The sequence below is a fragment of the Zhongshania sp. genome (genome assembly GCF_029212375.1).
In the GTDB taxonomy this organism is placed as follows: Bacteria; Pseudomonadota; Gammaproteobacteria; order Pseudomonadales; family Spongiibacteraceae; genus Spongiibacter.
Genome location: NZ_JARGNU010000001.1, coordinates 43,532 through 68,253 on the forward strand (window position 1 = coordinate 43,532; position 24,722 = coordinate 68,253).

Genomic DNA, 24,722 nt, shown 5'->3' on the forward strand with positions numbered 1-24,722 from the left:
GAGGCACAGGCCGTGGATATAAATCTCACTGATCTGCACAAAGAAATTGACGAAAGCGTACGTAAGATTTGCGCAGAATTTACCGATGATTACTGGATGGAGTGCGATGAAGAAGCGCGTTTTCCAGAGGAATTTTACAGTGCAATGGCCAAGTCTGGCTGGTTGGGTATCACCATGCCAGAAGAGCTGGGTGGTGCAGGCCTAGGCGTAACCGAAGCGGCAATTATGATGCATGCCGTGGCGGCAAGCGGCGGTGGTCAGTCTGCGGCCTCGTCAATCCATATTAATTTGTTTGGGCCTCACGCTATTGTGGTTCACGGCTCCGAAGAACAGAAAAAGCGCTGGTTAGTGCCCCTGATTAAGGGCGAGCAGAAAGCCTGCTTCGGCGTAACCGAGCCAGATGCTGGTTTGGATACCACCAGTATTAAAACCTTCGCGAGAAAAGTGGAAGGCGGTTACATTGTTAACGGTCGCAAAATGTGGACATCTACTGGCCAAGAAGCGCATAAAATTGTGCTGCTCACGCGGACTACGCCAAAAGAAGACTGCAAGCGCCCCACCGATGGCATGACCTTGTTCTATGCCGATCTCGATCGTACCAAAATCGAAGTTCGCCGTATTAAAAAGCTGGGCCGCAACGCGGTCGATTCTAATGCGACTTATATTGATGACTATTTTATTCCAGAAGGCGACCGTATTGGCGAAGAGGGCAAGGGCTTTTACTACCTGCTCGACAGCCTTAACCCAGAGCGGATCTTGGTCGGAATTGAAGCGATTGGTATTGGTCGTTCAGCACTAGACAAAGCTGCCAAATACGCCCAAGAGCGGGTGGTATTTGGCCGGCCCATTGGTCAAAACCAAGGTATTCAGCACCCACTTGCCGAAGCATGGACTTATCTCGAGTCGGCTTACTGGATGTGTTTGCGCGCTGCGGATTTATACGACAAAGGACAGCCCTGCGCGGCCGAAGCCAACGCCGCTAAGTTCCTCAGTGCCCGCGCTGCCTTTGATACCTGTACTAAAGCAGTACTTACCCACGGCGGTATGGGTTATGCGCGGGAATACCATGTGGAGCGCTTGTTGCGCGAGTCGGTGCTACCGCGGATTGCACCGGTTACCGAGCAGATGATCTTGTCGTATATCGGCGAGAAAGTGCTGGGAATGCCTAAGTCATATTAATTTTATAATTGCGTACTTTTTGCAAGTGCGCCGGTGATAGCCGATACAGCTTTCACTATTAGCAAAAGTTTACAAAGCGGCAAATCTTAGCCACTCACACTGGTAGGTTCCAGGGTGTGAGTGGCTTTTTTTATTGTGTTTTTCACTCCGTGAATCCCGCGAAAATAAAACGTGATCCCTGTACATCAGAAAGTCATTTATTCGCTTCTTTACGTTCTAACCTATTGCTGGCTAAAATCCGCCTAACAACGATTGTTGGTGATTCTAGGATGCCCCTGTCACCACGATATTTCGGTATATTGCTGTCGATATCTGTCAATCTCGTTTTTCCGGTGATATTTCGGCTCACTATGCTCTAGTAAAATTCTACTTCGCAATCGCAAGACTCTGTTCTTTAGTACGGTTTTTTCGCTGAGTTTTTGAACGACAATTATTCTCATGTTTTAAGGAGAATAAAAATGTCTAGTAAGAATAACTGCAGTGTGGTGCTAATGGCGTCAATGGTTGCATGTATGAGCAGTCAACTTCATGCCGATGAAAATCCCGAGAAGAAGAAAGGAAGCCGCAATAGATTACTCGAGGAGGTAGTCGTTACGGCCCAAAAGCGCGAGGAGGACTCTCAAGATGTCCCCATTGCAATATCGGCGTTTAGTGGTGAAAAGCTCGAGGCTTTTGGTATTCAAACTACCGCTGATTTACAAAAGATAACGCCAGGGCTGACATTTACCTACAGTTTTGGATACACCGTGATTTATTTGCGTGGCGTGGGAAGTGACGCATTTTTGCCTAGTGCTGACCCTTCAATTGCAACCTATATTGACGGTATAAACATTCCCGCATCACGAGGTAAAAATGATTCTCTTGGCCCTATACAGCGTATTGAGGTTTTAAAAGGCCCCCAGGGAACCTTGTTTGGTCGAAATGCCACCGGTGGTGCCATTAATATCATTACAGCCGACCCACCAATTAACGGTGAGCCTATAGCCGGTAGCTTGAGAGCTGATATCGGTAACTATGGGCGGAGAAAGTATCAACTGTATGCTGCAAGTAATATTGTCGGTGGCTTAGGCGCAACCATCTCTATGTTTCAAAACAGTGGAGATATCATCATGCCCAACTATATTAAAAATATTAGGGGTGAGGAGATACCTGGTCCTGAGCGTGAAGATATGGACGAGGGTGCCCGTATAAAATTGAAATGGGATATTAGTGATACCCTAAGTGCAGGCTTTATTGCATCTTACGTTAACCAGTTTAATGCCAGTTCACTCGCGATGGAAAATACTCGTCCGTCATTATTGGCAGGGGGAGATGGCACAGAAGTTGAGCCTGATCGACGTCTAGAGAATGATAGAGAAGGCGGTAACGCCATGATGAATTTTATCTACGGCGCAAATCTCGAATGGAGTCCAGGGCCAGTTGATTTGAAATTTACTGCTTCGAGCGTCGAAACTGATACGGATTGGGGGCAGTGGGATTTGGATGCCACGCAATCTAATCAAGCAAGTATGAGCGTGTACAGCGAGCCCTCTTTGCAAGATACTTTTGAATTTCAGGTTACTTCTAATCAAGATACTTGGATGAGTGACAAGCTGGAATGGGTGGCTGGTGTATATCATTTGACTGCTTCCTCGGGTTTTGATCGATTCTTTTTGACTGTTAATACAGGGTTAGCGACGTCTCTACTAACGAGTAGGTTGCCAGATGCATTAGAGGGGCCAATTGTTGCCTTGTTAACGGGTGCAACCGCAAATAATGATGTAACACTGGAATCAACAGGCATTCTAGATACCACTTCAGATTCGGTTTACTTTCAGGGTACATGGGAGTTTAACGAGAAGTTTAATCTGACCCTAGGCGCGCGATATCAGCAGGAAAATCGCGAGATGTCAGATACCTACGTAGATTTAGTAAGAACAATTCCTACAGTTCCTCCCCAAGAATATTACGAAGGCAATGACTATTCCAGAAATACTCGGCTATTTAGTTATGAGGGACAGGAAATCGACTTTGAGGCTACGTCTTGGCGTATAGCAGGCCAGTATTTCGCTAGTGATTTGGTTCAACTCTATTCGTCTTTGTCGAGAAGTTATAAAAGCCCAACGTATAATGTTATCAATTTCTTTACTCGCGCTGATGCCGTTAAGGCAGAAGAGGTAACCGCGTTTGAGCTGGGTGTTAAATCAGAAATGTGGGATGGCCAGCTTCGCGTAAATGGCGCCATTTTCAGATCAGTTACCACAGACTTTGTAACGGCAATTGTTTCACTGACTTCTGGCGGTGTTGTCCGGTTCTCTAATGCAAATGAAGCGATATCTGATGGTGCCGAAGTAGACTTTCAGTGGCAGCCAATGCCGGATTGGAACCCAGGTTTAGCTATCAATGGTGGTGCCACCTACCTTGATGCGAAATATACGGATTACAAAAATGGCGCTGGCTTTGATGATGATACTGGCTTGTATTTTGGTCCAGACAGCCTAACAGGTACGCCTTTGCAGGCTCCTCGCGATTTCACTGGTAATGCAATAGTGCGCACGCCAAGGCTCAGCTCCACCTTATCATTCAATCAATTCCTTGAATTTGAAGATTTTGGGAATTTGGAACTTGCTGTCGACTACTCCTATAAGGGTAGCTACAACGTCACACCGCAAGCCTCGCCTTACTATATTCAAGATCAGTTTGAGGTTTGGGGCGCTCGAGCCACATGGTTCTACGATCCACTAGGCATCCAAGTAACGGCTTATGTTGATAACGTTAAAGACAAAGATTATTACTCAACGATTTTGCAGCAAGATTTTGGCCGGACGGCAGCCCTAGCTAATCCGCGTTTTTACGGTGTTCGTCTGAAGTGGGATTACGGAATGATGTTTGAATAAGTGCATAGCCCATCTTGGCGCCGCTTATAAAGACTAGGCGCCGAGATTTTTTGGGCCGCGTTTAACCTAAATGTGTATCAATTTTGTGAGGAAAATAATGATGAATATACATATAAAGCACCTGTCGCTTGCCGCAGGTTTAGTCGTAGGAAGTGCACTTGCTTCAGCACAGGTACCGCTTGGCAGTTTACTGGGTAACGATGGTATTTTGGGGAATCAGGTTCTTGCGCTGGGCGATGTGTTAGGTGACGGTACTTTAGATGGCCTGCTAAATGTGACTGGCCTGACGTTATCTATCGCGCAAGGCCAAGTGCTTAGTGACCCTTTGGCCTTGGTGCCGACAGGTATCGAGATAGGATTAGTATATGCCTTTGTCCCAGTACTGGATGTGTTGTATAGGGATCCCTTGGGAATAGTTGATTTCCTGCTTACAGGAAATTCAATACTCTCTGAGTCTTTGTTTGTCGTTCCGGCTATACCGCTAGTGTCTTCGGACTTAGATCTGGGGATTCTAAATGCCGTGGATATCTTGGGTGTCGGCGACTTAAGCGTAGTTGGCTTGGCTGGGCTCAACGGTATTGGTGTGCTGTCACCGGCAGAGTTGCTACCTCAAGTACTAATTCCAGTTACTAGTTTAGGGATTTAAAGGCGGAGATCGAACTTTGCAATAAGGCGCATCTGCTGTAGTTTTTTGGCGCAAGGCGACATTTATAATGTTTTGTTAATTAATTTGTCGCCGGCATCAGGGTAAAACATTTAAATTTCTCGCTTTTGCTAAGGCAGCGGTGCGACTCGACACCCCAAGCTTGCCGTACAAGTTTTGTAAATGCCATTTAACGGTGGTTAGTGATACGTCAATACGATCGGCGAGTTGTTGGTTGCTCAAGCCCGCGGCAATAAAACTTAAAAGTTCGAGTTCGCGAGCGGTGAGTTTGCCAAGGAGTCGAGGCGGCTCATTGATTGCACTAATATCGCTAACGTCTGTGGCTTCATCATTCGGTAATTTACGGCATATTTCAGCGAAAAGCTGTCGTTCTTGATCAGACACAAAGCCCCAAGCCGAGGCTTTGCTCGCGCTGATGACGGCGTGCAATACTTCGACTTGATCAAGAAAAGGTCTGAGGATGCGTCGGCTTGCGGCTATACGAACGGCGCGGGTTATGTGGCGCACGGCCAAAGTATAATCTTGGCTCTGGGTGGCGATAACAGCGCTATTAAGCTCAAGTTCGACCTGTCTCGCATTGCAGCTCTGCTTTTTGGCACGCTTAAGGTCTTGGTTAATTAAGCTGGCGGCGGGCTTAAGACGGCCGAGCGCCAATTCGAGTTCGATCAGGGCACTGTTTATTAGGGTGTCTAGTAAAGGAATGGCCATTGCCTTTGTACCGCGTAGTTTTGATGTTTCTGCCGCACGTTGCAGGCCGGCGCGCTCGGCCTCGGCGCGGGCTTCATCAATGTGGCCCAGCACAATAAGGCGCTTAATAAGGAAGCACGATAGCATTAACGATAGGCGAGTAGGGTAGGCGTTGGCAACCTCCCACATGCTGCTTAAAGTTATGGTTTCGTCGCTGTGACCCTGCCAGAGTAATACTGCGGCATCTAGCCCACTGGCCGCCGATTCGAGAAATCCATGGGTACGGGCGGTTTTCATACCAAAGGCGAGCAGTTGATGGGCGTCTTGGTCTAGCCCCATGCCGACTGCACAGCGGGCTGCCACTAATGCCATGGTGCCGCAAATGCCGGATTCGTCGCCAAGTGCACCGCGGGTGGTGGTAAGTGCAGAGACTATCTCGGTATAGGTATTGGCGTAATTTCCTTCGTGTATGCCAACTAAAGCAGTGTAAGCGTACACCCAGCCGTCGACATAGGTGCTATTGGTTTGATACGCCGTTTCTTTAGCGGCCTGAAGGCACTGCCGAGCATCGCTGAAGTGAAAGGTGTTCATAAAATAGCACGCTACGATGCAGTTGGCGGCGGTTAAATTAAAGGAATCACTGCTGTCGCATTCTGTGTTTGCCAGCCATTGTTTGGCGCCAAGGTAGGCATCTTCGAGTTGGTCGCTAAGGCTGTCGATCGAGGTTCTTAATATTGCAATGCGACGATGCAATTCAGTTTCGCCAGCGGAGTTAGGCTTGCGCTGCTGGCGTTGCATGCGCTGGAAAAGCATGCTGATTTGCTTGCGCGCGTACTCGTAGCGGCGGTGAAAGGCCAGCGCCCACACAAACCAGTATTCGGCTTCTAAACTGACTTGCTTGCCTTCGTCGTGGAGAATTTCGATCCAGCGAATATATTGCAATACCGCGCCGCGATCGCGCACAAACGAGGGTGCGATTTGCTCCAATATCGGCATGGCCGTGCTGCTAGATTCGGCATCTAAGGCGTAGTTAATGGCGTCGCGCCAATATTGATTGCGCTGGCACCATGCCGATGCCCGCAGCTGAATGTCTTGGCGGTCTTGTTTGTTTAGGTGAAGGCTCGCTTCGCGTAGTAGGTGGTCGCGGAATAAGCCATGTAAGCGGTACCAGCTGCGATTGCGATCCAGCGGAATAACAAACACATTGCGTTCAATTAAGTCGTTCAAGTGTTCAGCTACGTGATCGCCGCCAATGGCGGCGCTGCACAGCTCCATATTAAAGGTGCGCAACTGAGATACAGCGAGCAGAAATTGCCGGAGCTCGGCCGAAAAGCCGGATAGCACCTGACGGTTTAAGAGTTGCGCGAGTGATTCGTCTGAGCCAGAAAACGCCGCGAGCGCGCTTAGTGGCTGTTCCGCTTGGCTTAATATAATTTGCGCCATGCGCACCGCGGCCGGCCAGCCCTCGGTTTTACGGGTGACCTCGGCAACACCTTGTTCACCAATTTGGCTTGTTAGTGAATCGCCGAATAGGCTAGTAACGTCTTCTTGGCTAAAGCTTAATTCTTTGGGGCCGATTTGTTGAACAAGGCCTTCGAGTTGCGCGCGGGGGTAGTCTAAGGGTAAGTCTTCGGTGCTGGATAATACGATCTGGACATTTGCGCGGGTTTTAAAAAGTAGCTGATCAAGAAAGAGGCCTAGGGATTCGTCGCGACAAAAATGCAAATTATCAATAAAGAGCGTGATGGCGAGGGGGTGGCTATTCAGTATCGAAAGCAGTTTGTCGATGCTGGTGTCGCGGGGCTCGTGGCCGTGAAAGAGCGCTTGGGTAGGGTGGGCCTGATTTTTGTCGCCGCGCAAGATCGAACCAAGTTCGTTTATTAGGCTCTCGACGGTATTGTCGCGTTCGTCGAGTGACAGCCACAGACATTGTTTACCCGCGTGGCGAAGATCGGCGAGTAGCATCGACATAAGTACGGTTTTGCCGTAACCAACGGGTGCTACTGCGCTTAGGCATTTGGCGCGCAAGCCGCTTGGCGTTTGTATATTGCTTAAAACGGGAATGCGCAGGCTTTGAAACAGGAAATTTGGCGGCTCATTGCGGCCTATTTGCTGGTCGATATGCTCGGCAGTGCGGCGAAATTGGGCAGCTTTATTGGGCAAGACTCTATCCTCTTATTATTGTGCGTGCATTATGGCCAAACAGGGCGCTTTTGATCGTGGCGGCCTTTTTTACTTCGCCATCGTGCATTTTGCGCCCACGCCCCATCCTTTATTATTTGGTCTTTAGCTAGGCCCTCCTAAAGTACGGCTTATGGTAATTAAAGCTGCCATAGACTGCGAGCTTAATCACAACTGCGTTATTTACGTGTCGGCGCTTACGTTGCTCGGTTCAAAGACCCCAGATGTTGTTGGCGACGCATTTGCTCGTGTCAGCGCCGAGACTGCTTGATAGCGCGCTGTTGCAATCGCTTTCAGCTGAACATGCGCAGAATGTTGAGAATATTTTGCGCAGCCCGTCCTTAGGTACGGGTTAGCGATCAGATTTCGCCCATAGACTGATAAAAAATAAAGGCGCGGTCTACCAGCCGCCAAAGGAGTACTGATATGAACGCCAATACATTAGATGCTGAACTTGCCAAATCACTGCCGCTAGAAGATTTTGATGTTAGTCAAACTGAGCTATTTGCACGCAATGGCCTGCACCCTTACTTTGAGCGTTTACGCCGCGAAGACCCAGTGCATTATTGTAAAGACAGTATTTATGGGCCCTATTGGTCAATAACCAAATACCGCGATATTGTTGATATCGACACCAATCACAAAGTGTTTTCGTCGGACGTGAGCGTTGGTGCTTTTGTTCTTGATGATACCACCCTCAATGCAGTAGACGGCGCAATGTACCTGCCCAACTTTTTGGGTATGGATCCGCCAACCCACGACGTTCACCGCATGGCGGTAAGCCCCATTGTGGCGCCGCAGAATTTGCTGCGCTTTGAAAAGTTGATTAGGGAGCGCACCAGCGAGGTATTAGATTCATTGCCCATTGGCGAAGAGTTTAATTGGGTTGATCTGGTCTCGATCGAACTCACCACCATGATGTTGGCCACGTTGTTGGCCTTTCCGCTTGAGGATCGCCGTAAGCTGACGCGCTGGTCAGATATTGTTACCACTCGTCCGGGTTACGGCTTGGTGGATTCTTGGGAGCAGCGTGAAGCGGAGTTGCTTGAATGTTTGGCTTATTTTCAGCGGCTTTACGACGAGCGCAAGGCGCTGCCGCCACGGCCAGATTTGATCTCCATGTTGGCACATGCACCAACGATGCAAGACCTGACCGCCACCGATTTTCTCGGTATGTTGGTGCTGCTTATTGTGGGCGGCAACGACACTACGCGCAGCTCTATGTCGGGCGGCGCCTTGGCCTGTCATCTTTATCCCGATGAATTTACCAAAGTTAAAAATAACCCGAGTCTGTTAGCGAGCATGGTGCCAGAAATTGTGCGCTGGCAAACCCCGATTGCCCATATGCGCCGCACCGCATTAGAAGACGTAGAGTTTCGCGGCAAGCAAATTCGCAAGGGCGACAAGGTGGTGATGTGGTATTTGTCGGGTAATCGCGACGACGAAGTTATTGATAGGCCAATGGATTTTATCGCCGATCGGCCTCGCGCTAGACAGCATTTGTCATTTGGCTTTGGTATCCACCGCTGCCTAGGCAATAGATTGGCCGAGCTACAGCTTAAAGTGCTCTGGGAAGAAGCTACTAAGCGCTACTCCCGTATTGAAGTGGTTGGTGAGCCGACCCGTGTGCCGTCTAATTTAATTAATGGTTTTATTGATATGCAGGTGCGCTTACACGTTTAACGTAGTGGCGCGCAGCATATTTTTTAACATTGCGAATAATGATACTGACTGGATTTAATCTTATGCCAAAGCTCATTTTTATTACCTCAGACAAACAAGAATACGCCGTAGAGGCCCAAAGCGGCGTGTCTGCGATGGAAGCGGCGCTAGATAATTTAGTGCCGGGGATTGATGGTGATTGTGGTGGCGTTGCCGCCTGCGGCACCTGCCATGTTTATGTGGATCAAACGTGGTTGGCGAAAACCGGCGCGGCTCAAGAAGGCATAGAGCAAGATATGCTGTCTTTAACCGACAATGCCGGCGCAAGTAGCCGACTTTCTTGCCAAATTATTATGAGCGACGAACTGGACGGTTTGGTGTTGACCATGCCCGAGAGTCAGCACTAATTAGTGTGAATTAGGCTTGTTGTCTTTGTAGCTTTGCGGCCTTGTACTACAGGAATACTAATAATGAATTTTACGCCGGACTATATCATTGTGGGAGCAGGCTCTGCAGGCTGCGTATTGGCTAATCGGCTGAGTGCTGACCCTGCGGTAAATGTTGTGCTGCTGGAGGCTGGCGGCAAAGACAGTAATCTTTTATATAGAATGCCCGCCGGATTTTTCCCCTTGATGAAATCTGGGAAGGGAAATTGGAATTACGAATCCATCGCCCAGCCGGGTTTGGGCGGGCGCACCATGTACTTTCCGCGGGGTAAAGTTCTCGGCGGTTCTAGCTCAATTAATGGCTTGGTGGTGTCGCGGGGCAATGCCGGCGACTACGATCATTGGGCCGATTTGGGCAATGAAAATTGGTCGTATGCAGACTGCCTACCATACTTTAAAAAAGTCGAGCGCATGCCGGGCGGTAATCCTGAGCAGCGCGGCTTAGATGGCCCCGTTGGCGTTACCGTTACACCCATGGACAGCATGAACCCGAGTTCGCGGGCGTGGATAGACGGCGGTGTGCAAGCGGGCCATCCTTTTAATAAAGACATGAATGGCGGCGATCCGCACGGCATGGCGCAAATGCAGGGCAATTACGCCGATGGCCTGCGGCAGAGCGCCTCGGCCTGTTATTTAAAGCCAGTATTATCCAGGCCCAATTTAAACGTAATTACCGGTGCTTTAGTTAAGCGGGTGGTCGTTAGCGATGGTCGCGCCACTGGAGTGGAGTATGTTCATCGCGGTCGAACTCAGCAACTCGCCGCGCGCCGCGAAATATTGTTATGCGGCGGGGCAATCAATAGCCCGCAAGTTTTGCAGTTATCGGGGATTGGTGATCCTGCGGATTTAGCGCCTCATGGAATTGAGCTCAAGCTGCCGTTGTTAGGGGTGGGTAAAAACCTAAAAGATCATATCGCCATTGCCGTTAAACAGCGCAGTACCAAGCCGTATTCACTATTGGCCGACTTAAAGCCGATGGCGATGATTTCTGCCTTGAGTAAATACCTGTTGTTTCGTTCTGGGCCGACTTCTGTTGGGGCGCTGGAGGCGTGGGGGCATCTTAAAACCTCGCCGGATTTAGCCTATCCAGATTTGCAAATCTACTCGGTGCCGATTATGTATAACGATCATGGCCGCGACATAATACAAGAAGAAGGCTTTATGGCGGTGATGAACGGCTGCCGGCCCCGCAGTGCAGGCACGGTAAAAATACAATCTGCCGATGCGAGTGTAGCGCCAGCCATTGATCCTCAATATTTTACTGACCCAGACGATTTGCGGGTGTTGCGCGACGCAATTAGATTAACGCGCAAAATTATTGCGCAGCCAGCTTATGATGATTTTCGTGGTATTGAATACGGTCCTGGTTCGCATTGCGATGATGAGCAGGGCTTAGACCAGTATATTCGCCAGCACGCTAACTCGCTCTACCACCCTGTGGGCACCTGCAAGATGGGCAGCGACGACATGGCGGTTGTCGATGCCCAATTGCGAGTTCACGGGGTGCAGGGGCTGCGGGTTGTTGACGCGTCGATTATGCCTGAGATTATCAGCGGCAATACCAACTTCCCGACAATGATGATTGCCGAAAAAGCGGCCGATATGATTATTCGTGGCGCTACTGCTTAACCGATAAGTAAATTGACTAAGCAGTTTAACTAAATTCAGCAGTGTCTTGAATGCCCTTGCTTGGCCACTTTGAAAGTGGTCCTTTTTGCGTTTTTTATCAATTCCTTAAAAGGCTTTACGCCACGCAACATCAACTGACGCGAGCTTGTTGCTCAAGGTAATTTGCTGCCCGCTAGCCAGCGGGTTGTTGCCGTTGATAGTTTGCTTGGGGACATAGTTAAACGTGAGGTCGATAGTATCTATCTTGTTGAAAGACCAGCTGATCCCCGCATTGTAATGCTCGTCAAAAACCGCGGTTGAGATCAGATTGTTAATTATCTCTTGTTGGTTTAGGGGCTTCTTGTGCACATCGCTATAGCCAAACCGCAGGGTGATTTGTTCGTCTACTCGATAATGTAGGCCCAACTTCAGTACGCTTAAATCACTCCAGCCAAAGCCGGGGCCGTTATCGTCGCCGTAGAGGCCTGGAGCGCTCCCAGAGTTGGCGTAGGCTTTAACCTTGGAGAAATAAATGCGCTGATAATCAACGAGTACGGTCAATGAAGGGTTCGCTTGCCATGCGAGTCCGTAATGAAGGTAGGGGGCAATATCTAAATCGCCTTGCTCGGCTAATAGCCCGCGATACTCTTGGTGCTTTTGCATATAGCCTTTGGATTGCAGGGTAAGGCCGGCAGTTAATTTATTGTTTATTGCCAAGCTTGCGCCTGCCTTTATACCGTAACCAAAACTTTGGGAATGGCCATTGTTGCTGAGTTTATCTGGTGCAGAGGAGGCTGGTGAAAATAGTTGAAAGCCGTTTACTTCTATCGTTTGGTAAATCAGCTCGGGGCTGATGCCGATGCGCAGTCGCTCATTCAGTTGATGTGACCACGTGGGGGCAATGAAAATTTGGGCGATATCAGATCCAGTGTCGCCGAAACACAAATAACCTTGTTGCGGCGTATTTGCTGGGCAGTTTGGATTGTCAAAGGCCTTGTAGTTGATATTGATACCGCCGTTGCCATAGACAGCAAGGCCAATTGCATTACGTTCATCTACTCTGTGATGTATTGCGCCAAAGGGAACAGGGAACACACCGTGAACCTCGGCGGGCACATCGGGCTCGGCTCTGCGTTGACCTGGGGCGAATACAAAGGCGCCGTTGGTTTGGCTATTAGCTGCAGGCGTATTTGCGTAAGCGGTTTGTCCAGCAGACAGAAAAATACTGCCCAGCACCCAGCCGTCTTTCTCTAAAGATAAAATTCCAGCTGGATTCGTTGCAATTACCATACTGTCTTCGGCAAAAGCGACACCAGCGCCAGACAATGCGCGATTCGTTGCACCGGCACCATTTAAATAACTGCCGAGTCCGGCGTGGGTGCTTGCGCTAATAGCAAGGAGTTGACAGCTGAGCAAAAGGCTCAGTATTTGTGTTGTTCTTGTCATGGGTGAATTCCTATTTTATTTTTTTAGTTTTTTTATAGAGCTTAGGAGCTTAGGTGTGCCGCTATCTGATGCAAAAATACCTTATTTAGAAATGACAAAAGGGCAGCCAATTGGCTGCCCCGCAAGCGTGGGTAGTGTTTGGGAATACTTAGGCGCCAGACATCTGCGCTTGAGTAGGATTGCTTTCGCGGTCAGCAAACCAGTCGGGCCAGCCAGCTTTACGATTTTGCTCGCGAGCAAGTTCTTGCTCTTCGGCGCTGGCAAAGTTGAGATCCCAATCTTTTAGCGCAGGCATGATGATCATGCGGTGCCAAAGTGGTGGAATTAAGGCAGTGAGGAAGCAGACAAACACATTAGGCAATACCACTGCAGAGGTGTCTGGCTTTAAGCGGTAAAAGGGGATGTAAGCATCCAAGTGGTGGTCGGCGTGATTGGTGATTTCAAACGCCACTACGCGGCTAATGGGGTGCAAGTGATTCCATACGTGGCGGCGACCAATTGGCTTGCCGGGTACGCGCACTTGGCCGTAGTGCTGAAAGTAGTTGAAGGTTTCTACCCAAAGCCGTGCTGCTGCTGCGCCGCCAAGACCAAATGCTAAGGCTGGTAAACCGCCAAGGGCGAACATGGCCAGTGCAAAAACGGTTAATGCGATTAAACCTTTCCACAGCTGGTGATGAATAGACCAGCGGCCATAGCCGCGTTTTACAAGGGCTTCGCTCTCTAGGCGCCATGCGGTTTTGGTGCTTTCGTATACGGCGTAGGGTGCAAATGAGTACAGCGTTTCACCGCGCGCTGCGGTGTCGCAATCATCTGGGGTGCCAACGTCGAGGTGGTGGCCAACCATGTGCGCAATATTACGGGTGGCATCAAGGTAAATAACTTGGCAATAGGTGCCCACAAACTTCATGAGACTGCCTTGTTTGTGATACAACTCGTGGGTGGTGGGTACGCCGATAATTACACCCAGCCACGAGGCAGACAGCGCGCCGCCAAGCATGGCCATAAAGCTCATATCGCCTTTGCCGATCTGCCAAGCCAGAATCATATACAGGCCCACAGAGAAAACGGCGCCCAACCAAACCGGAATTAGGGCAAGAGATGCATTTTTAATACTGCGTTGTTTGGTGTCGCGGGGCAAAACGCCGTCGATTAAAGCAAACAGCAACAGTGTAGATAGGCCGGTCCATGCGTAGATGCCGCCAGCACAAATGCCTACGGCTGCAGCGATCTGCGCCAATGGGCCTGTGTAATATCGTAAGTAATCAAACATGAGCAATCACCTTCCTGCATCAAATTATTGTTAGTGAATGGCGCAACGGAATGGCATGTGCGCCGAGCATTGTCGCTGATGACCAGTATGGAACTGTACAAAAATTAACACAGGTCATTTATTGCCAATATAAGGTCATTTGTTGCCAACCTGTGTTAATCGCGTAACAATCCAGTAATTGAGGTGCGTAATGGCAGCCACTTAGTGAGGGTGAGGATGGAATTTTCTGACAGTACCATGACAGTAGCGGGTATCCCGATGACCTACTCGCGGGTGGCGGCCAGAGCGCTGGGGCTTAGTGAGCGGCAGTTAGATGGACTCATGGCGGGGTCGGGAATGTCGGGGCGGGATTTGCTGCGCGATGATCTCTATCTCAATGGTCGTCAACAGGTGCAGATACTGAGCAATGCTTTGGATATTGCTGGCGATGAGAGCTTTGGTTTGTTTTATGGTCAGCAAATTACGCCATCTACGCACGGCCCAATGGGCTTTTTGGTGAATAGCAGCCCGACGCTCTTGGAAGCGCTAGAGGGTTTTCGCGATTATTTACCGTTGCGCATGAATCTCACGGCGGTGTCGGTGCGCAAAAAAGACGATTGGCTGGAGTGCCGCCTAGGGGTGAGCCCTGGGGTGACGCAAAAGGTCTATCGCTTGTTCATTGAAACCCTCAGTCTCGGGCTGCTTGCCATTGCTGAATCCATTTTGGGGCGGCCGCTATCAGAGGGGCGGCTGTGGCTGAGTTACGAGGCTCCCGCGTATAAAGACCAGTACCAAACGGCCTACCCCTGCGCGGTGAGTTTTTCAGCGAGTGAAAACCTGCTGCGCATTCCGGCGGCGCTGGTCAATACGGTGAACGCGTCATCAGACTCTCGAAATTATGAACAGGCGCTGGACCAGTGCCGGCAATTATTGCAGCAAATGACCACTGATCGGCACAGCGTGGCAGGTCAGGTGCGTCGATTATTGCTGTCTAGCCCAAATCACCAGCTCGTGGAGGCGAGTGTTGCTGCGGCGCTGTTTGTCAGTAAACGGACTTTGGCGAGGCGGCTGGAACAGGAGGGAACGGGCTTTCGAATTGTGCGTGATCAGGTGCTGTCGTCACTGGCCGAGGGCTACCTCCAGAACACTCAGCTGAGTGTCGATGTAATTGCCACGTTGCTTAACTACCACGATAGTTCAAATTTTCGTCGCGCATTTAAGCGTTGGCACGGTATGTCTCCAGACACCTTTCGTAAGCGTGTTAATTAGCCTGGCTCGTAGGTTTGTGCTGCGGCTAATGTGGTTCGTTAGCTGTGGCTTGGCTTAATGGCTTGATTTTGTTACTTATCCTACTTGCAATGGCGCGGCGGGAAGCCCCGTATTTAGTAGTTTTTAATAGGAAAATAGACATACATTTAGCTTGGAAATTGTTACTATATGAATAGTTAAAATTTAAGGTGTTTTAAGTGCCGATGAAGCGGCAAATTAGGGGTCTGTGATGGCAAAGGTGGCAAGTTCTAAAGGGTATGACGAAGCGTTATCAGGTGACCTGCAGGTTTCTGATGAAGATGCAAAAATTCGTCTGGGATTTTTGATTCACGACGCTGCGCGTTTGCGCCGTATTGTGATTGATGAAATTTTTAAGCCACTGCGTGTTACGCGCTCGCAGGCTTGGGCGCTTGCCTATCTGTCGCGACGCGACGGGCTTACCCAGTCAGACTTGGCTGACGACATGAATTTAGGCAAGGTCACCTTAAGCGGTTTGATTGACCGTTTGGAAGATGTCGGCATGGTTGAACGCCGCGCAGACCCTGGCGATCGCCGTATTAAGCGTATTTTTATCACCAAAGAAGGTCGGCGCGTTATTAAAGAAATGCGCATCCTTACCTTGGACTGCAATGAGCAGATGTTAGACGAGATTAGTCATGAAGAGGTGGTGCAGGTGGTTGATGTGCTGCGTAAGCTGAATCGCAATATCAAAACCATGAAAGCCAATATGGCGATTAAAGACAAGTAGCGCTTGCTCTCGCACCCCAGCAAAGGCTTTGCTGGGGTGGTTTTTTTGACTGCCGTTCCGGTGGTCGACGCTCCCTGCGAGTGCAATTCCCTTGTTTCGTGTTTCTCCTGTCTGTCCGCTGTGGCTGTTTGGCCTAGTATTCCTTTCGATCCCCATGTTATTTCTGAGCTTTATTCCACATAGCGACTGTTTTCGGTAGTTCGGCAGCGTTTGGTCTGCGGTTTCGCATCGTGGTTTATACCTAGTTTACGTGTAGAAATTTTAAGCGCTAGCTGTTGACAGAATTCTCAAATATAAATACAGTGCGTTTACACGGTTTGTTTGTGCCTTGTGTTATCGAGGCCTCAACCCCAATAATTAAAAGGGCAGATATCCATGCATGTTCCATTTTTGTATCGCCAGCTCAGTTACGTTGCTCTGAATGTAAGCGATTTGTCCCGTTCAACCAGTTTTTACTCAGATTTACTCGGTCTTGAATTGAGTGCTGAGCAGTCTGGCGAGTGCTCCGCTTTGCGCTGCGACAGTCACGCGGCAAGCTTGCTTTTGTACCAAGCTGACGAGCCGGGCCTGCGTCGGGTGGCATTTCAGCTGGCGTCGCGGGCCGATCTGGCGGCGGCCGCCACGCATTTTGAGTCTCGCGGTTATGAGATATGGCCAATTCCCAGCGAAGAGCTACCGTTTTTGCGGGTTGCCGGTGGCTTTCGTCTCTATGAGCCAACAACGCAGGTAACATTTGAGTATTTTGCATCGGTAATGGATTTGGGCAAGGCATATCAGCCAACGGTCGCCAATATTCAACGTCTAGGGCATGTGGTGTTGCGAGTAGTCGATTTAGACGGCTGCTGGGAAGTGCTCGAGCGCGATTTCGGCTTGCTTAGTTCAGACTTTGTTGAAGACAAGGCGGTATGGGCGCGGTGCTACCCCAACCCCTTTCATCACAGCTTTGCCTTGGTAAAGAGCCCCGAGAATGGCTTACATCATGTGAATTTTATGGTTAGTGAAATTGATGATATTGGCCGCGCCCGAAATCGTTTGATGGACGCGGGCGTGGATATCGTATTTGGCCCCGGTCGCCATAAACCCTCGGGCAGTGTGTTTCTCTATTTTCTTGATCCCGATGGTATGACCGCCGAGTTTAGTTTTGGCATGGAAGAGTTCCCCGAAGAAAATGCGCGAGAACCGCGTATGCTAGAAAACTCCTCAACTACAATGGATCTTTGGGGTGGCAAACCAAAACCGACGTTTTCTAGCGCTGGCGTTATTGCCGGCAAGGATCGCTAAGCATGGTTATGCAATCTTTATCGGGCAGGCTTGCCATCATTACTGGCGCCTGCAGTGATATTGGCAAGGCAATAGCGAGCTGCTTTTTAGAGGCCGGCGCAGATTTAGTTCTGGCCGATCTCGATATTAAAAAATTGGCTGATCTGCAGGCCAGTCTCGCCGTGCTCGCAACGGCGGAGCAGCGCATTGCGGTGAAAGCCGGTGACTTGTCGCTGCAGGCGGATGCCGAGGCCTTGATTCGCGTTGCCGAGGAGTTGGGCGGCGCCGCAATACTCGTGAATAACGCCGGTGGCGGCATAATTAAACCGTTTATTGAGCACACGCCAGAAACGCTTACCCAAACCGTTAACCGCAATTTGTGGACGGCGCTGTGGTGTAGCTGGAGTGTATTGCCTTTTATGAAGGCGCGGGGCTTCGGACGAATTATTAATATTGGCGCTGATTCAGTGCGCAATGGTTTGGCAGATCACGCGGCCTACAATGCCGCTAAGGGCGGCGTTCACGGTATGACCACTGGCTTGGCGAGGGAGTTTGCGCGCGACAATATCACCGTGAATACGGTAGCGCCCTGCGCGGTTCAAACTGCAGCGCTCGCGCATTTTCTTGAAAAAGATCCCGCTACTGCAGAAAAATTTCTCAATGTTATTCCCATGGGGCGCGCCGCGAAAACGATTGAGGTTGCCTCTATGGTGCGCTATCTCGCCAGTGACGATGCCGCGTTTGTAACGGGCCAGGTGATAAGTGTAAACGGTGGCTCAACAATGCTATAAGCATGATTGAGCAGTTTGTAACCGAATTGGAGAAATATTATGAGTAGTGATGTTATCGCTAAAGACGATCATCAAACTGAGGAGTGGGCTTTTATCTGCAAAGTGGCGGATCTGCCGCGCGGCGATATTGGTACCGCTAAGCATCCTGGTGGCCGTTTGGATTTAGCGATTTATCAGCTCGACGGCGAAATATATGTAACCTCAGATCGTTGCACCCATGGTGCCGCTTCATTGAGTGAAGAGGGCGAGCAGATGGGACATATTGTGGAGTGTGCTTGGCATAATGGTCGTTTCGATGTGCGCACTGGCGAGGCATTAACGATGCCGTGCCGCGCGCCGCTACCATTTTTTGACGCCAAGGTGGTCGATGGTGATATTTTCATAAATCCCAAACCTAAGCGGTTTAAAAAACCTGAATAAGCACTCTTAATCTTTATTCAAAAATAAGTAATTTAAATTATTCGGTGGAGAAAAGCATGAGCGAAACCAATCCAGAAATCGGCAAACGCGCAGAACTACGTGGTGGCTACGGCGCAAATTATCTAGAGGCCGGCGACAAGAGTAAGCCCTGTGTGATTTTGCTGCACGGCTCAGGCCCCGGCGTGACTGGCTATGCCAACTGGCGCCTATTACTTCCTGAATTACAAAATGATTTCTATGTGTTGGCGCCAGATGTGGTGGGTTTTGGTTACACCGATCACCCAGAAAATTTTGAATACAACATGGATAATTGGCTGAAATTCATGTGCGACTTTATGGATGCGGTTGGCGTGAGCAAAGCGCACTTTGTGGGCAACTCCTTTGGTGGCGCCCTCAGCTTGGCAATGGCCGCGCGCCATCCAGAGCGGGTTGAGCGTTTTGTAATGATGGGTGCCGCGGGAATTCACTTCGAAATTACCGAAGGTCTGCGTTTGGTGTGGGGCTATAAGCCCTCGGTAGAAGCGATGGCCGGACTGATGTCGGTATTTGCGTACAACCAAAATTTAGTGAGTGACGCAATTATTGAGTCGCGCTACGAGGCCAGTATTCGTCCGGGTTATCAGGAAGCATACGAGCAGTTATTCCCTGAGCCAATGCAAGAAAAGCTCAACGGTCTGTGTATTCCCGAAGACGAAATTCGTTTGATTAGTCATGAGGCGCTGGTCGTTCATGGTAGAGAAGACGTCATTGTGCCAATGGAAAACTCCATTAAGGCACACCGTCTTTTGAAAAACTCCGAACTGCATACCTTCGGTGAGTGTGGTCACTGGACTCAGGTGGAAAAGCCGCGCGCCTTCGCCGATCTGGTGCGTAATTTTTTGATGCGGGTTTGATCTCCATACAGGGTAGTAAAATATGTCGTTAAAACAACGTGCTGCAATCATTGGATCTGGGAATATTGGTACTGATCTGTTGATGAAAATGTCCCGTTCCGAGTGGCTGGAACCCGTGTGGATGGTGGGCATAGACGCTGCTTCAGAAGGCTTGCAGCGCGCCGCTGCAATGGGTGTTAACACCACGGCAGATGGTGTTGATGGATTGCTCGAGGCAGTAAAGCGCGACGGTATTACCATCGCCTTCGACGCCACCTCGGCCTACGCCCACGCCGAAAACAGTCGTAAATTGACCGAGCTGGGGGTAACCATGATTGATTTGACGCCCGCAGCAATTGGTCCGTTCTGTATCCCGCCGGTAAATCTTGCGTCCCTTGCCGGAGCGGGTTTAAACAATGTGAATATGGTGACCTGCGGCGGCCAGGCAACTATTCCGATGGTAGCTGCAGTGTCGCGGGTACAAGCGGTGAGCTACGCTGAGATTATTGCCACGGTCGCGTCAAAATCGATTGGCCCTGGCACTCGAATGAATATCGATGAGTTTACTCGCACCACAGCCAGCGCGGTAGAACAGGTTGGCGGCGCGGCTAAGGGCAAGGCGATTATCGTCGTTAATCCCGCTGAGCCACCACTGATGATGCGGGACACCGTACACTGCTTAGTGGAAGGTGAAACCAAGCAGCAAGAGATTATTGACTCGGTACACGCCATGGTGGCTGAAGTTAAAAAATACGTGCCGGGCTATAAATTGGTAAACGGTCCGGTATTCGACGGTAAAAAGGTATCTATCTTTTTAGAAGTTGAAGGCCTGGGCGATTTCTTGCCCAAATACGCAGGCAATTTAGACATTATGACGGCAGCAGCACTGCGCACTGGCGAAATGCTGGCACAGCAACGTGCGTCCGGTGCGCAAGAGGGTGGAGAATAATATGCAATCATCATCAGTAGCAGTAAAGCTCCACGACATGAGTCTGCGCGACGGCATGCACTCTAAACAGCACCAGATTAGTCTAGAGGAAATGGTCGCGGTATCCACCGCATTAGATGATGCGGGAATGCCGCTCATTGAAGTAACCCACGGTGACGGCCTTGGCGGCGCATCCTTAAATTACGGTTTTCCTGCACACAGCGACGAGGAATATCTCAACGCAGTGGTGCCTAAGATGAAGCAGGCCAAAGTGTCGGCGTTGTTATTGCCTGGCATTGGTACGGTAGATCACCTGCGCATGGCAATAAATTGCGGTGTGAGCACCATTCGTGTTGCCACCCACTGTACCGAAGCCGATGTGAGTCAGCAGCATATTCAGTTTGCTGCTCAGCAGGGCTTAGACACAGTTGGCTTTTTAATGATGGCCCATATGGTGACGGCCGAGCATTTGCTGGAGCAAGCTAAGCTCATGGTTAGCTACGGCGCAAACTGCATATACTGCACCGACTCAGCGGGCTATATGTTACCCGCCGAGGTCAGCCTTAAGATTAAAACCCTGCGCGATGCACTACCCGACAACGTGGAGATTGGTTTTCACGGTCATCACAATATGGCCATGGGCGTTGCCAACTCTATTGCCGCTATTGAAGCCGGTGCGCGCCGTATTGACGGTTCGGTGGCAGGCTTGGGTGCCGGCGCGGGCAATACGCCTTTAGAGGTGTTGGTGGCAGTTATGCATCGCATGGGCATGGCGACGGGCATTGATCTGTATAAAATTATGGATGTTGCCGAAGACCTTATTGTGCCCATGATGGATCACCCGATTCGTATTGATCGGGATGCGCTCACGCTTGGCTACGCCGGTGTTTACAGCTCGTTTTTGCTATTTGCTAAACGCGCCGAGCAGCGCTACGGCATTTCGGCTCGCGATGTATTGGTTGAATTGGGACGGCGCGGCACGGTCGGTGGTCAAGAAGATATGATCGAAGATCTCGCCTTAACCATGGCTCGCGAAAGGGGCACCTTGACTGGGGCCGCGTCGTGAGCGGCGCGCAGGCGCCGTTGATACTCGCCGACCAGCAGCGCAAGCTGCGTATGGCGGCGCGGGCGCTGAGTCGGGCGGGTTTGGTACACGCCTTTGGACACTGTAGTTTTCGCGAAAATGAAGACTATTTCTGGGTGGGGCCGTCGATGCCTTTGGGCTGTGTGCCAGTTGGCGCTGAAAATCAGCGAGTGCCGGTGCGTGGCCCGTTGCCCGATGGGGTGCTGGGCGAAGTGCGTATTCATCAATATCTATACGCATCCCGCCCCGACGTTAACGCAGTTGGCCGTATTATGCCGCCGGCGGTAATGGCGCTGTCTACCCAGGGTTTAACACCGCGTTGCCGCCACGGTCTGAGTGCCTATTTTGCAAATGACATTCCGTTGTGGCGCGATCCACGGTTACTGCGCAATGACGATGCCGCAAAAGCCTTGGTAGAACTCATGGCTGAGCGACCGGCCTTAGTGATGCGCGGCAATGGTGTGGTGGTTGCGGCTGCGTCACTAGAAGAAATGTTGAGTTACGCTTGGTTTCTTGAAGACACCGCACGCCTAGAATTACAGATTCGCGCAGCCAATTTTGCGCCTGAGCAGGGCTGTTTAGATAAAGACGAAATACGTGACCGTCACGTCACCACGGGCAATGTTTTTGGTCGTATGTGGCAGTATCTCACCTTGGGTGATCCGGAGTATGTTGCTTAATAATAAGCAGCTTAAAATTCCATATAAATGCATACACAAACATAAAAAGAGGATGAAGAGTCATGAGTGATCCGCTAATTATTGACGATCTTGAACGTGGCCAATTTAAAGTGGCAAGGCGCAGTTTTACTAGCCAAGCCATTTTTGAACAAGAGCGCGATAAAATTTTTCAAAATTGCTGGCTGTACCTCGGGCATGAGTCTGAACTGCGCGAGCCAGGTGATTTTGTTAGCCGCACGGTAGCAAATCAAAACCTGTTGTTTGTGCGCGGTCGCGACAATGAAATTCGTGCCTTCTTTAATGTTTGCCCCCATCGTGGCGCCACCGTTTGCCGTGAGAAAAAGGGTAAAGCCAAAAGTTTTCAGTGTATGTATCACGGCTGGGTATTTAAAAATACCGGCGAGATCGCTCACCTTTCTGGCGAGCCTGCTTACGCCAAAGATTTTAAAGACGAGGGCAATTGCAATTTGCGCTCACTGCCGCGCCTAGATCAGTATGCCGGATTCTATTTTATAAGCTTTAAGCAAGATATTGAGCCGCTGCCTGATTATTTGGCGGGCGCTAAAGACTATCTTGATATCGTTGCCAATCAATCGTCTGCCGGCATGGAAATTGTTGGCGGCACGCAAGAATACTCGATTCGCGCCAATTGGAAATTACTGGTGGAAAACAGCGTAGATGGTTATCACGCTGAATCAACCCACGCAACGTATCTTGATTATTTAATGAATACCAATGGCAGCTTGTCGGCAACAAGGCTTGCCGGTAAAGGCTACGACTTGGGCAATGGTCATGCGGTGATTGAATACAGCGCGCCTTGGGGGCGGCCTATCGCTCAATGGATTCCCATGTGGGGCGAGAAGGGGAAAGAAGAATTAGATCAGGTATACGCCGAACTTGTCGAGCGTCTTGGCGAAGATAAAGCCAAGCAAATGGCGACGCTGAATCGCAATATGATTATTTTCCCTAACTTGGTTATTAACGACATTATGGCGATCACGGTACGGACTTTTTACCCCACCGCGCCTGATGAGATGATGATTAATGGCTTTGCACTTGGGGTGGCGGACGAAAGTGAATGGCGTCGCGAATATCGCCTGTCTAATTTCCTTGAGTTTATTGGCCCAGGTGGTTTTGCAACCCCCGACGACGTTGAGGCCTTGGAGCATTGCCAGCGCGGTTTCCAAGCGGCGGCCAATGCGCCGTGGAATGACATTTCTAAGGGCATGAAAGCCAAACAAGCGTCCTTTGACGACGAGTTGCAAATGCGCGCATTTTGGCGAGAGTGGAATCGCAGACTGAGTACCGAGGAGGGTGTCGGCCATGAATAATATTGCATCCCAAGCTAATTTAATGCGCTTTTTTCAAGTGCAGCAATTTCTAAACTATGAAGCGAGTCTGATCGATAGTTGGCAACTTGATACTTGGTTAGATTTATTTACAGAGGATGGTAGTTATTTTGTACCGCCCACCGATGTGGCTGCCGATGAGGCCGATCCAACCAAACATTTGTACTACATTGCCGACAACCGTGGACGTTTGCAGGAGCGGGTAATCCGCTTGGAGAAGAAAACCTGTCACGCGGAATTTCCGCGCTCTAAGGTCCAGCATTTAGTAAGCAATATTTTGCTCCTCGGCGAAGACGAGCAGGGCCGCGTTTTGGTCTCAGCGGCGTTTCTTGTTTACCGAACCAAGAATGGGCACAGCGATGTGTTTGTGGGCAATTATCGCTATGTGCTGGAAGAGCGTGACGGCGATTTGAAGATTGCGAGTAAGACTTGCAATCTTGCCCTAGACGGGCTTCGTCCCCAGGCCAAGATCAGCATCATCCTGTAATCAGCCTGCATACTCAAAACGAAAAAGCAAAACGGAAATACATAATGGAACAGCAAGCGTTAAAAAAAATAAGTGATGAGTTGTATCAAGCGCTGCGCACAGGCGTGGCGGTGTCGCCATTAACCGAACGTTTTCCGGCAATCACTATCGACGATGCTTACAAGGTGTCTTTGAATATGCTGGCAATGCGCGAGGCCGATGGCGAGCGCTTGATTGGTAAAAAAATTGGCGTCACCAGTGAAGCCGTGCAAAACATGCTCAATGTTAGGCAGCCAGATTTTGGTTTTCTTACTGACAAAATGCAGTTCAGTGAGCGCTTGTCGCTAACAGGTATGATCGCGCCCAAGGCTGAAGGCGAAATTGCTTTTTGTTTAAAAAGTGATTTAACCGGTCCAGGAGTTACTGAGGCGCAGGTGTTGGCGGCGACCGACTACATTATGCCCTGTTTCGAAATTGTAGATTCGCGCATTGCGAATTGGGCAATCAAAATTCAAGACACCGTGGCCGACAACGCCTCATGTGGAAGTTTTGTGGTGAGTGAGGCCAATAAAATCGACCCGCGCCAACTTGATCTGCCAGCGTTAGAGATGAAAGTCTACAAAAATGGCAAGCTGCTTAGTGAAGGCCTTGGCGCCGCGGCCCTGGGTAACCCACTTACCTGTGTGGCGTGGCTGGCCAATACCTTGGGTGAATACGGCATTAGCCTACTTGCCGGCGACATCATTTTATCGGGGTCATTGGTGCCACTGGAACCGATAAAGGCGGGCGATGAAATGTCGCTGGAAATTTCGGGGGTCGGTTCGCTGGCGGTTGTTTTTGAGTAAGGGAGAATAATA

22 protein-coding genes are annotated in these 24,722 nt (G+C 50.0%); 19 read left to right on the forward strand and 3 right to left on the reverse strand.

Features of this window, described 5'->3' with window-relative positions; all coding sequences use genetic code 11:
- The first annotated feature begins 12 nt into the window (after positions 1-12).
- From P1U47_RS00190 to P1U47_RS00200, 3 genes are all read left to right on the forward strand, one after another.
- The gene (locus P1U47_RS00190) at positions 13-1,179 is read left to right on the forward strand and encodes an acyl-CoA dehydrogenase family protein (protein WP_301026483.1); all 1,167 of its coding nucleotides are present in this window, start codon (positions 13-15) and stop codon (positions 1,177-1,179) included.
- A 458-nt stretch (positions 1,180-1,637) separates the two neighbouring features.
- Positions 1,638-4,055: a TonB-dependent receptor gene (locus P1U47_RS00195; RefSeq protein WP_301026484.1), complete on the forward strand. Its 2,418-nt coding sequence runs from the start codon at positions 1,638-1,640 to the stop codon at positions 4,053-4,055.
- A 100-nt stretch (positions 4,056-4,155) separates the two neighbouring features.
- Entirely contained in the window at positions 4,156-4,701 is a 546-nt protein-coding gene (locus tag P1U47_RS00200) for a hypothetical protein (RefSeq protein WP_301026485.1), read from the forward strand.
- Positions 4,702-4,797: 96 nt separating this feature from the next.
- On the opposite strand, the gene P1U47_RS00205 is transcribed toward P1U47_RS00200, so the two are convergent.
- Positions 4,798-7,569, reverse strand: coding sequence for a LuxR C-terminal-related transcriptional regulator (locus tag P1U47_RS00205; RefSeq protein ID WP_301026486.1), 2,772 nt, complete (start codon positions 7,567-7,569; stop codon positions 4,798-4,800).
- Between the two features lie 151 nt (positions 7,570-7,720).
- Between P1U47_RS00205 and P1U47_RS00210 the strand changes: the two genes are divergently transcribed.
- The 4 genes from P1U47_RS00210 to P1U47_RS00225 all read left to right on the forward strand — a co-directional run bounded on the left by P1U47_RS00210 (position 7,721) and on the right by P1U47_RS00225 (position 11,324).
- Positions 7,721-7,858 (forward strand): hypothetical protein, encoded by a 138-nt coding sequence (locus tag P1U47_RS00210; protein WP_301026487.1) that lies wholly within the window; start codon positions 7,721-7,723, stop codon positions 7,856-7,858.
- 155 nt (positions 7,859-8,013) lie between these two features.
- Entirely contained in the window at positions 8,014-9,270 is a 1,257-nt protein-coding gene (locus P1U47_RS00215) for a cytochrome P450 (protein WP_301026488.1), read from the forward strand.
- 62 nt (positions 9,271-9,332) lie between these two features.
- On the forward strand, positions 9,333-9,656 hold the full coding sequence (locus P1U47_RS00220; RefSeq protein ID WP_301026489.1) for a 2Fe-2S iron-sulfur cluster-binding protein: 324 nt from the start codon (positions 9,333-9,335) through the stop codon (positions 9,654-9,656).
- 63 nt (positions 9,657-9,719) lie between these two features.
- A complete protein-coding gene (locus tag P1U47_RS00225; RefSeq protein WP_301026490.1) occupies positions 9,720-11,324 on the forward strand; it encodes a choline dehydrogenase in 1,605 nt (534 codons plus the stop codon).
- 105 nt (positions 11,325-11,429) lie between these two features.
- Here P1U47_RS00225 and P1U47_RS00230 read toward each other — a convergent pair whose 3' ends face one another.
- Together P1U47_RS00230 and P1U47_RS00235 are read right to left on the reverse strand one after the other, a co-directional pair.
- Positions 11,430-12,749, reverse strand: coding sequence for an outer membrane protein transport protein (locus tag P1U47_RS00230; RefSeq protein WP_301026491.1), 1,320 nt, complete (start codon positions 12,747-12,749; stop codon positions 11,430-11,432).
- A gap of 148 nt (positions 12,750-12,897) precedes the next feature.
- Positions 12,898-14,019 carry an alkane 1-monooxygenase gene (locus P1U47_RS00235; protein ID WP_301026492.1) on the reverse strand — a complete coding sequence of 374 codons (1,122 nt, stop codon included), beginning with the start codon at positions 14,017-14,019 and terminating at the stop codon, positions 12,898-12,900.
- Between the two features lie 216 nt (positions 14,020-14,235).
- On the opposite strand from P1U47_RS00235, the gene P1U47_RS00240 reads away from it, so the two are divergent.
- From P1U47_RS00240 to P1U47_RS00295, 12 genes are all read left to right on the forward strand, one after another.
- Complete coding sequence (locus P1U47_RS00240; protein ID WP_301026493.1) at positions 14,236-15,267, forward strand: AraC family transcriptional regulator; 1,032 nt, start codon at positions 14,236-14,238, stop codon at positions 15,265-15,267.
- Positions 15,268-15,496: 229 nt separating this feature from the next.
- Entirely contained in the window at positions 15,497-16,015 is a 519-nt protein-coding gene (locus tag P1U47_RS00245; RefSeq protein WP_301026494.1) for a MarR family transcriptional regulator, read from the forward strand.
- Positions 16,016-16,390: 375 nt separating this feature from the next.
- Positions 16,391-17,296, forward strand: a complete 906-nt coding sequence (locus P1U47_RS00250; protein ID WP_301026495.1) for a VOC family protein — start codon at positions 16,391-16,393, stop codon at positions 17,294-17,296.
- A 2-nt stretch (positions 17,297-17,298) separates the two neighbouring features.
- On the forward strand, positions 17,299-18,066 hold the full coding sequence (locus P1U47_RS00255) for an SDR family oxidoreductase (RefSeq protein ID WP_301026496.1): 768 nt from the start codon (positions 17,299-17,301) through the stop codon (positions 18,064-18,066).
- Between the two features lie 39 nt (positions 18,067-18,105).
- The gene (locus P1U47_RS00260) at positions 18,106-18,486 is read left to right on the forward strand and encodes a non-heme iron oxygenase ferredoxin subunit (protein ID WP_301026497.1); all 381 of its coding nucleotides are present in this window, start codon (positions 18,106-18,108) and stop codon (positions 18,484-18,486) included.
- A gap of 56 nt (positions 18,487-18,542) precedes the next feature.
- The gene (locus P1U47_RS00265; RefSeq protein ID WP_301026498.1) at positions 18,543-19,379 is read left to right on the forward strand and encodes an alpha/beta hydrolase; all 837 of its coding nucleotides are present in this window, start codon (positions 18,543-18,545) and stop codon (positions 19,377-19,379) included.
- 22 nt (positions 19,380-19,401) lie between these two features.
- Positions 19,402-20,307 carry an acetaldehyde dehydrogenase (acetylating) gene (locus P1U47_RS00270; protein ID WP_301026499.1) on the forward strand — a complete coding sequence of 302 codons (906 nt, stop codon included), beginning with the start codon at positions 19,402-19,404 and terminating at the stop codon, positions 20,305-20,307.
- A 1-nt stretch (position 20,308) separates the two neighbouring features.
- Positions 20,309-21,352, forward strand: a complete 1,044-nt coding sequence (gene dmpG / locus P1U47_RS00275) for a 4-hydroxy-2-oxovalerate aldolase (protein WP_301026500.1) — start codon at positions 20,309-20,311, stop codon at positions 21,350-21,352.
- Positions 21,349-22,050 carry a class II aldolase/adducin family protein gene (locus P1U47_RS00280; protein WP_301026501.1) on the forward strand — a complete coding sequence of 234 codons (702 nt, stop codon included), beginning with the start codon at positions 21,349-21,351 and terminating at the stop codon, positions 22,048-22,050. The genes dmpG and P1U47_RS00280 overlap by 4 nt, the downstream gene beginning before the upstream one ends.
- Before the next feature lie 62 nt (positions 22,051-22,112).
- Positions 22,113-23,381 (forward strand): aromatic ring-hydroxylating dioxygenase subunit alpha, encoded by a 1,269-nt coding sequence (locus tag P1U47_RS00285; RefSeq protein WP_301026502.1) that lies wholly within the window; start codon positions 22,113-22,115, stop codon positions 23,379-23,381.
- Positions 23,374-23,886, forward strand: coding sequence for an aromatic-ring-hydroxylating dioxygenase subunit beta (locus tag P1U47_RS00290; protein ID WP_301026503.1), 513 nt, complete (start codon positions 23,374-23,376; stop codon positions 23,884-23,886). Before P1U47_RS00285 ends, P1U47_RS00290 begins: the two co-directional genes overlap by 8 nt.
- A gap of 44 nt (positions 23,887-23,930) precedes the next feature.
- Positions 23,931-24,710: a fumarylacetoacetate hydrolase family protein gene (locus P1U47_RS00295; protein WP_301026504.1), complete on the forward strand. Its 780-nt coding sequence runs from the start codon at positions 23,931-23,933 to the stop codon at positions 24,708-24,710.
- Positions 24,711-24,722: the final 12 nt, after the last annotated feature.

Coding starts and splice junctions, on each gene's coding strand:
- P1U47_RS00195 (WP_301026484.1), top strand. CDS start 1,638: ATGTCTAGTAAGAATAACTGCAGTGTGGTGCTAATGGCGTCAATGGTT.
- P1U47_RS00200 (WP_301026485.1), top strand. CDS start 4,156: ATGAATATACATATAAAGCACCTGTCGCTTGCCGCAGGTTTAGTCGTA.
- P1U47_RS00210 (WP_301026487.1), top strand. CDS start 7,721: ATGGTAATTAAAGCTGCCATAGACTGCGAGCTTAATCACAACTGCGTT.
- P1U47_RS00215 (WP_301026488.1), top strand. CDS start 8,014: ATGAACGCCAATACATTAGATGCTGAACTTGCCAAATCACTGCCGCTA.
- P1U47_RS00220 (WP_301026489.1), top strand. CDS start 9,333: ATGCCAAAGCTCATTTTTATTACCTCAGACAAACAAGAATACGCCGTA.
- P1U47_RS00225 (WP_301026490.1), top strand. CDS start 9,720: ATGAATTTTACGCCGGACTATATCATTGTGGGAGCAGGCTCTGCAGGC.
- P1U47_RS00230 (WP_301026491.1), bottom strand. CDS start 12,749: ATGACAAGAACAACACAAATACTGAGCCTTTTGCTCAGCTGTCAACTC.
- P1U47_RS00235 (WP_301026492.1), bottom strand. CDS start 14,019: ATGTTTGATTACTTACGATATTACACAGGCCCATTGGCGCAGATCGCT.
- P1U47_RS00240 (WP_301026493.1), top strand. CDS start 14,236: ATGGAATTTTCTGACAGTACCATGACAGTAGCGGGTATCCCGATGACC.
- P1U47_RS00245 (WP_301026494.1), top strand. CDS start 15,497: ATGGCAAAGGTGGCAAGTTCTAAAGGGTATGACGAAGCGTTATCAGGT.
- P1U47_RS00250 (WP_301026495.1), top strand. CDS start 16,391: ATGCATGTTCCATTTTTGTATCGCCAGCTCAGTTACGTTGCTCTGAAT.
- P1U47_RS00255 (WP_301026496.1), top strand. CDS start 17,299: ATGGTTATGCAATCTTTATCGGGCAGGCTTGCCATCATTACTGGCGCC.
- P1U47_RS00260 (WP_301026497.1), top strand. CDS start 18,106: ATGAGTAGTGATGTTATCGCTAAAGACGATCATCAAACTGAGGAGTGG.
- P1U47_RS00265 (WP_301026498.1), top strand. CDS start 18,543: ATGAGCGAAACCAATCCAGAAATCGGCAAACGCGCAGAACTACGTGGT.
- P1U47_RS00270 (WP_301026499.1), top strand. CDS start 19,402: ATGTCGTTAAAACAACGTGCTGCAATCATTGGATCTGGGAATATTGGT.
- dmpG (WP_301026500.1), top strand. CDS start 20,309: ATGCAATCATCATCAGTAGCAGTAAAGCTCCACGACATGAGTCTGCGC.
- P1U47_RS00285 (WP_301026502.1), top strand. CDS start 22,113: ATGAGTGATCCGCTAATTATTGACGATCTTGAACGTGGCCAATTTAAA.
- P1U47_RS00290 (WP_301026503.1), top strand. CDS start 23,374: ATGAATAATATTGCATCCCAAGCTAATTTAATGCGCTTTTTTCAAGTG.
- P1U47_RS00295 (WP_301026504.1), top strand. CDS start 23,931: ATGGAACAGCAAGCGTTAAAAAAAATAAGTGATGAGTTGTATCAAGCG.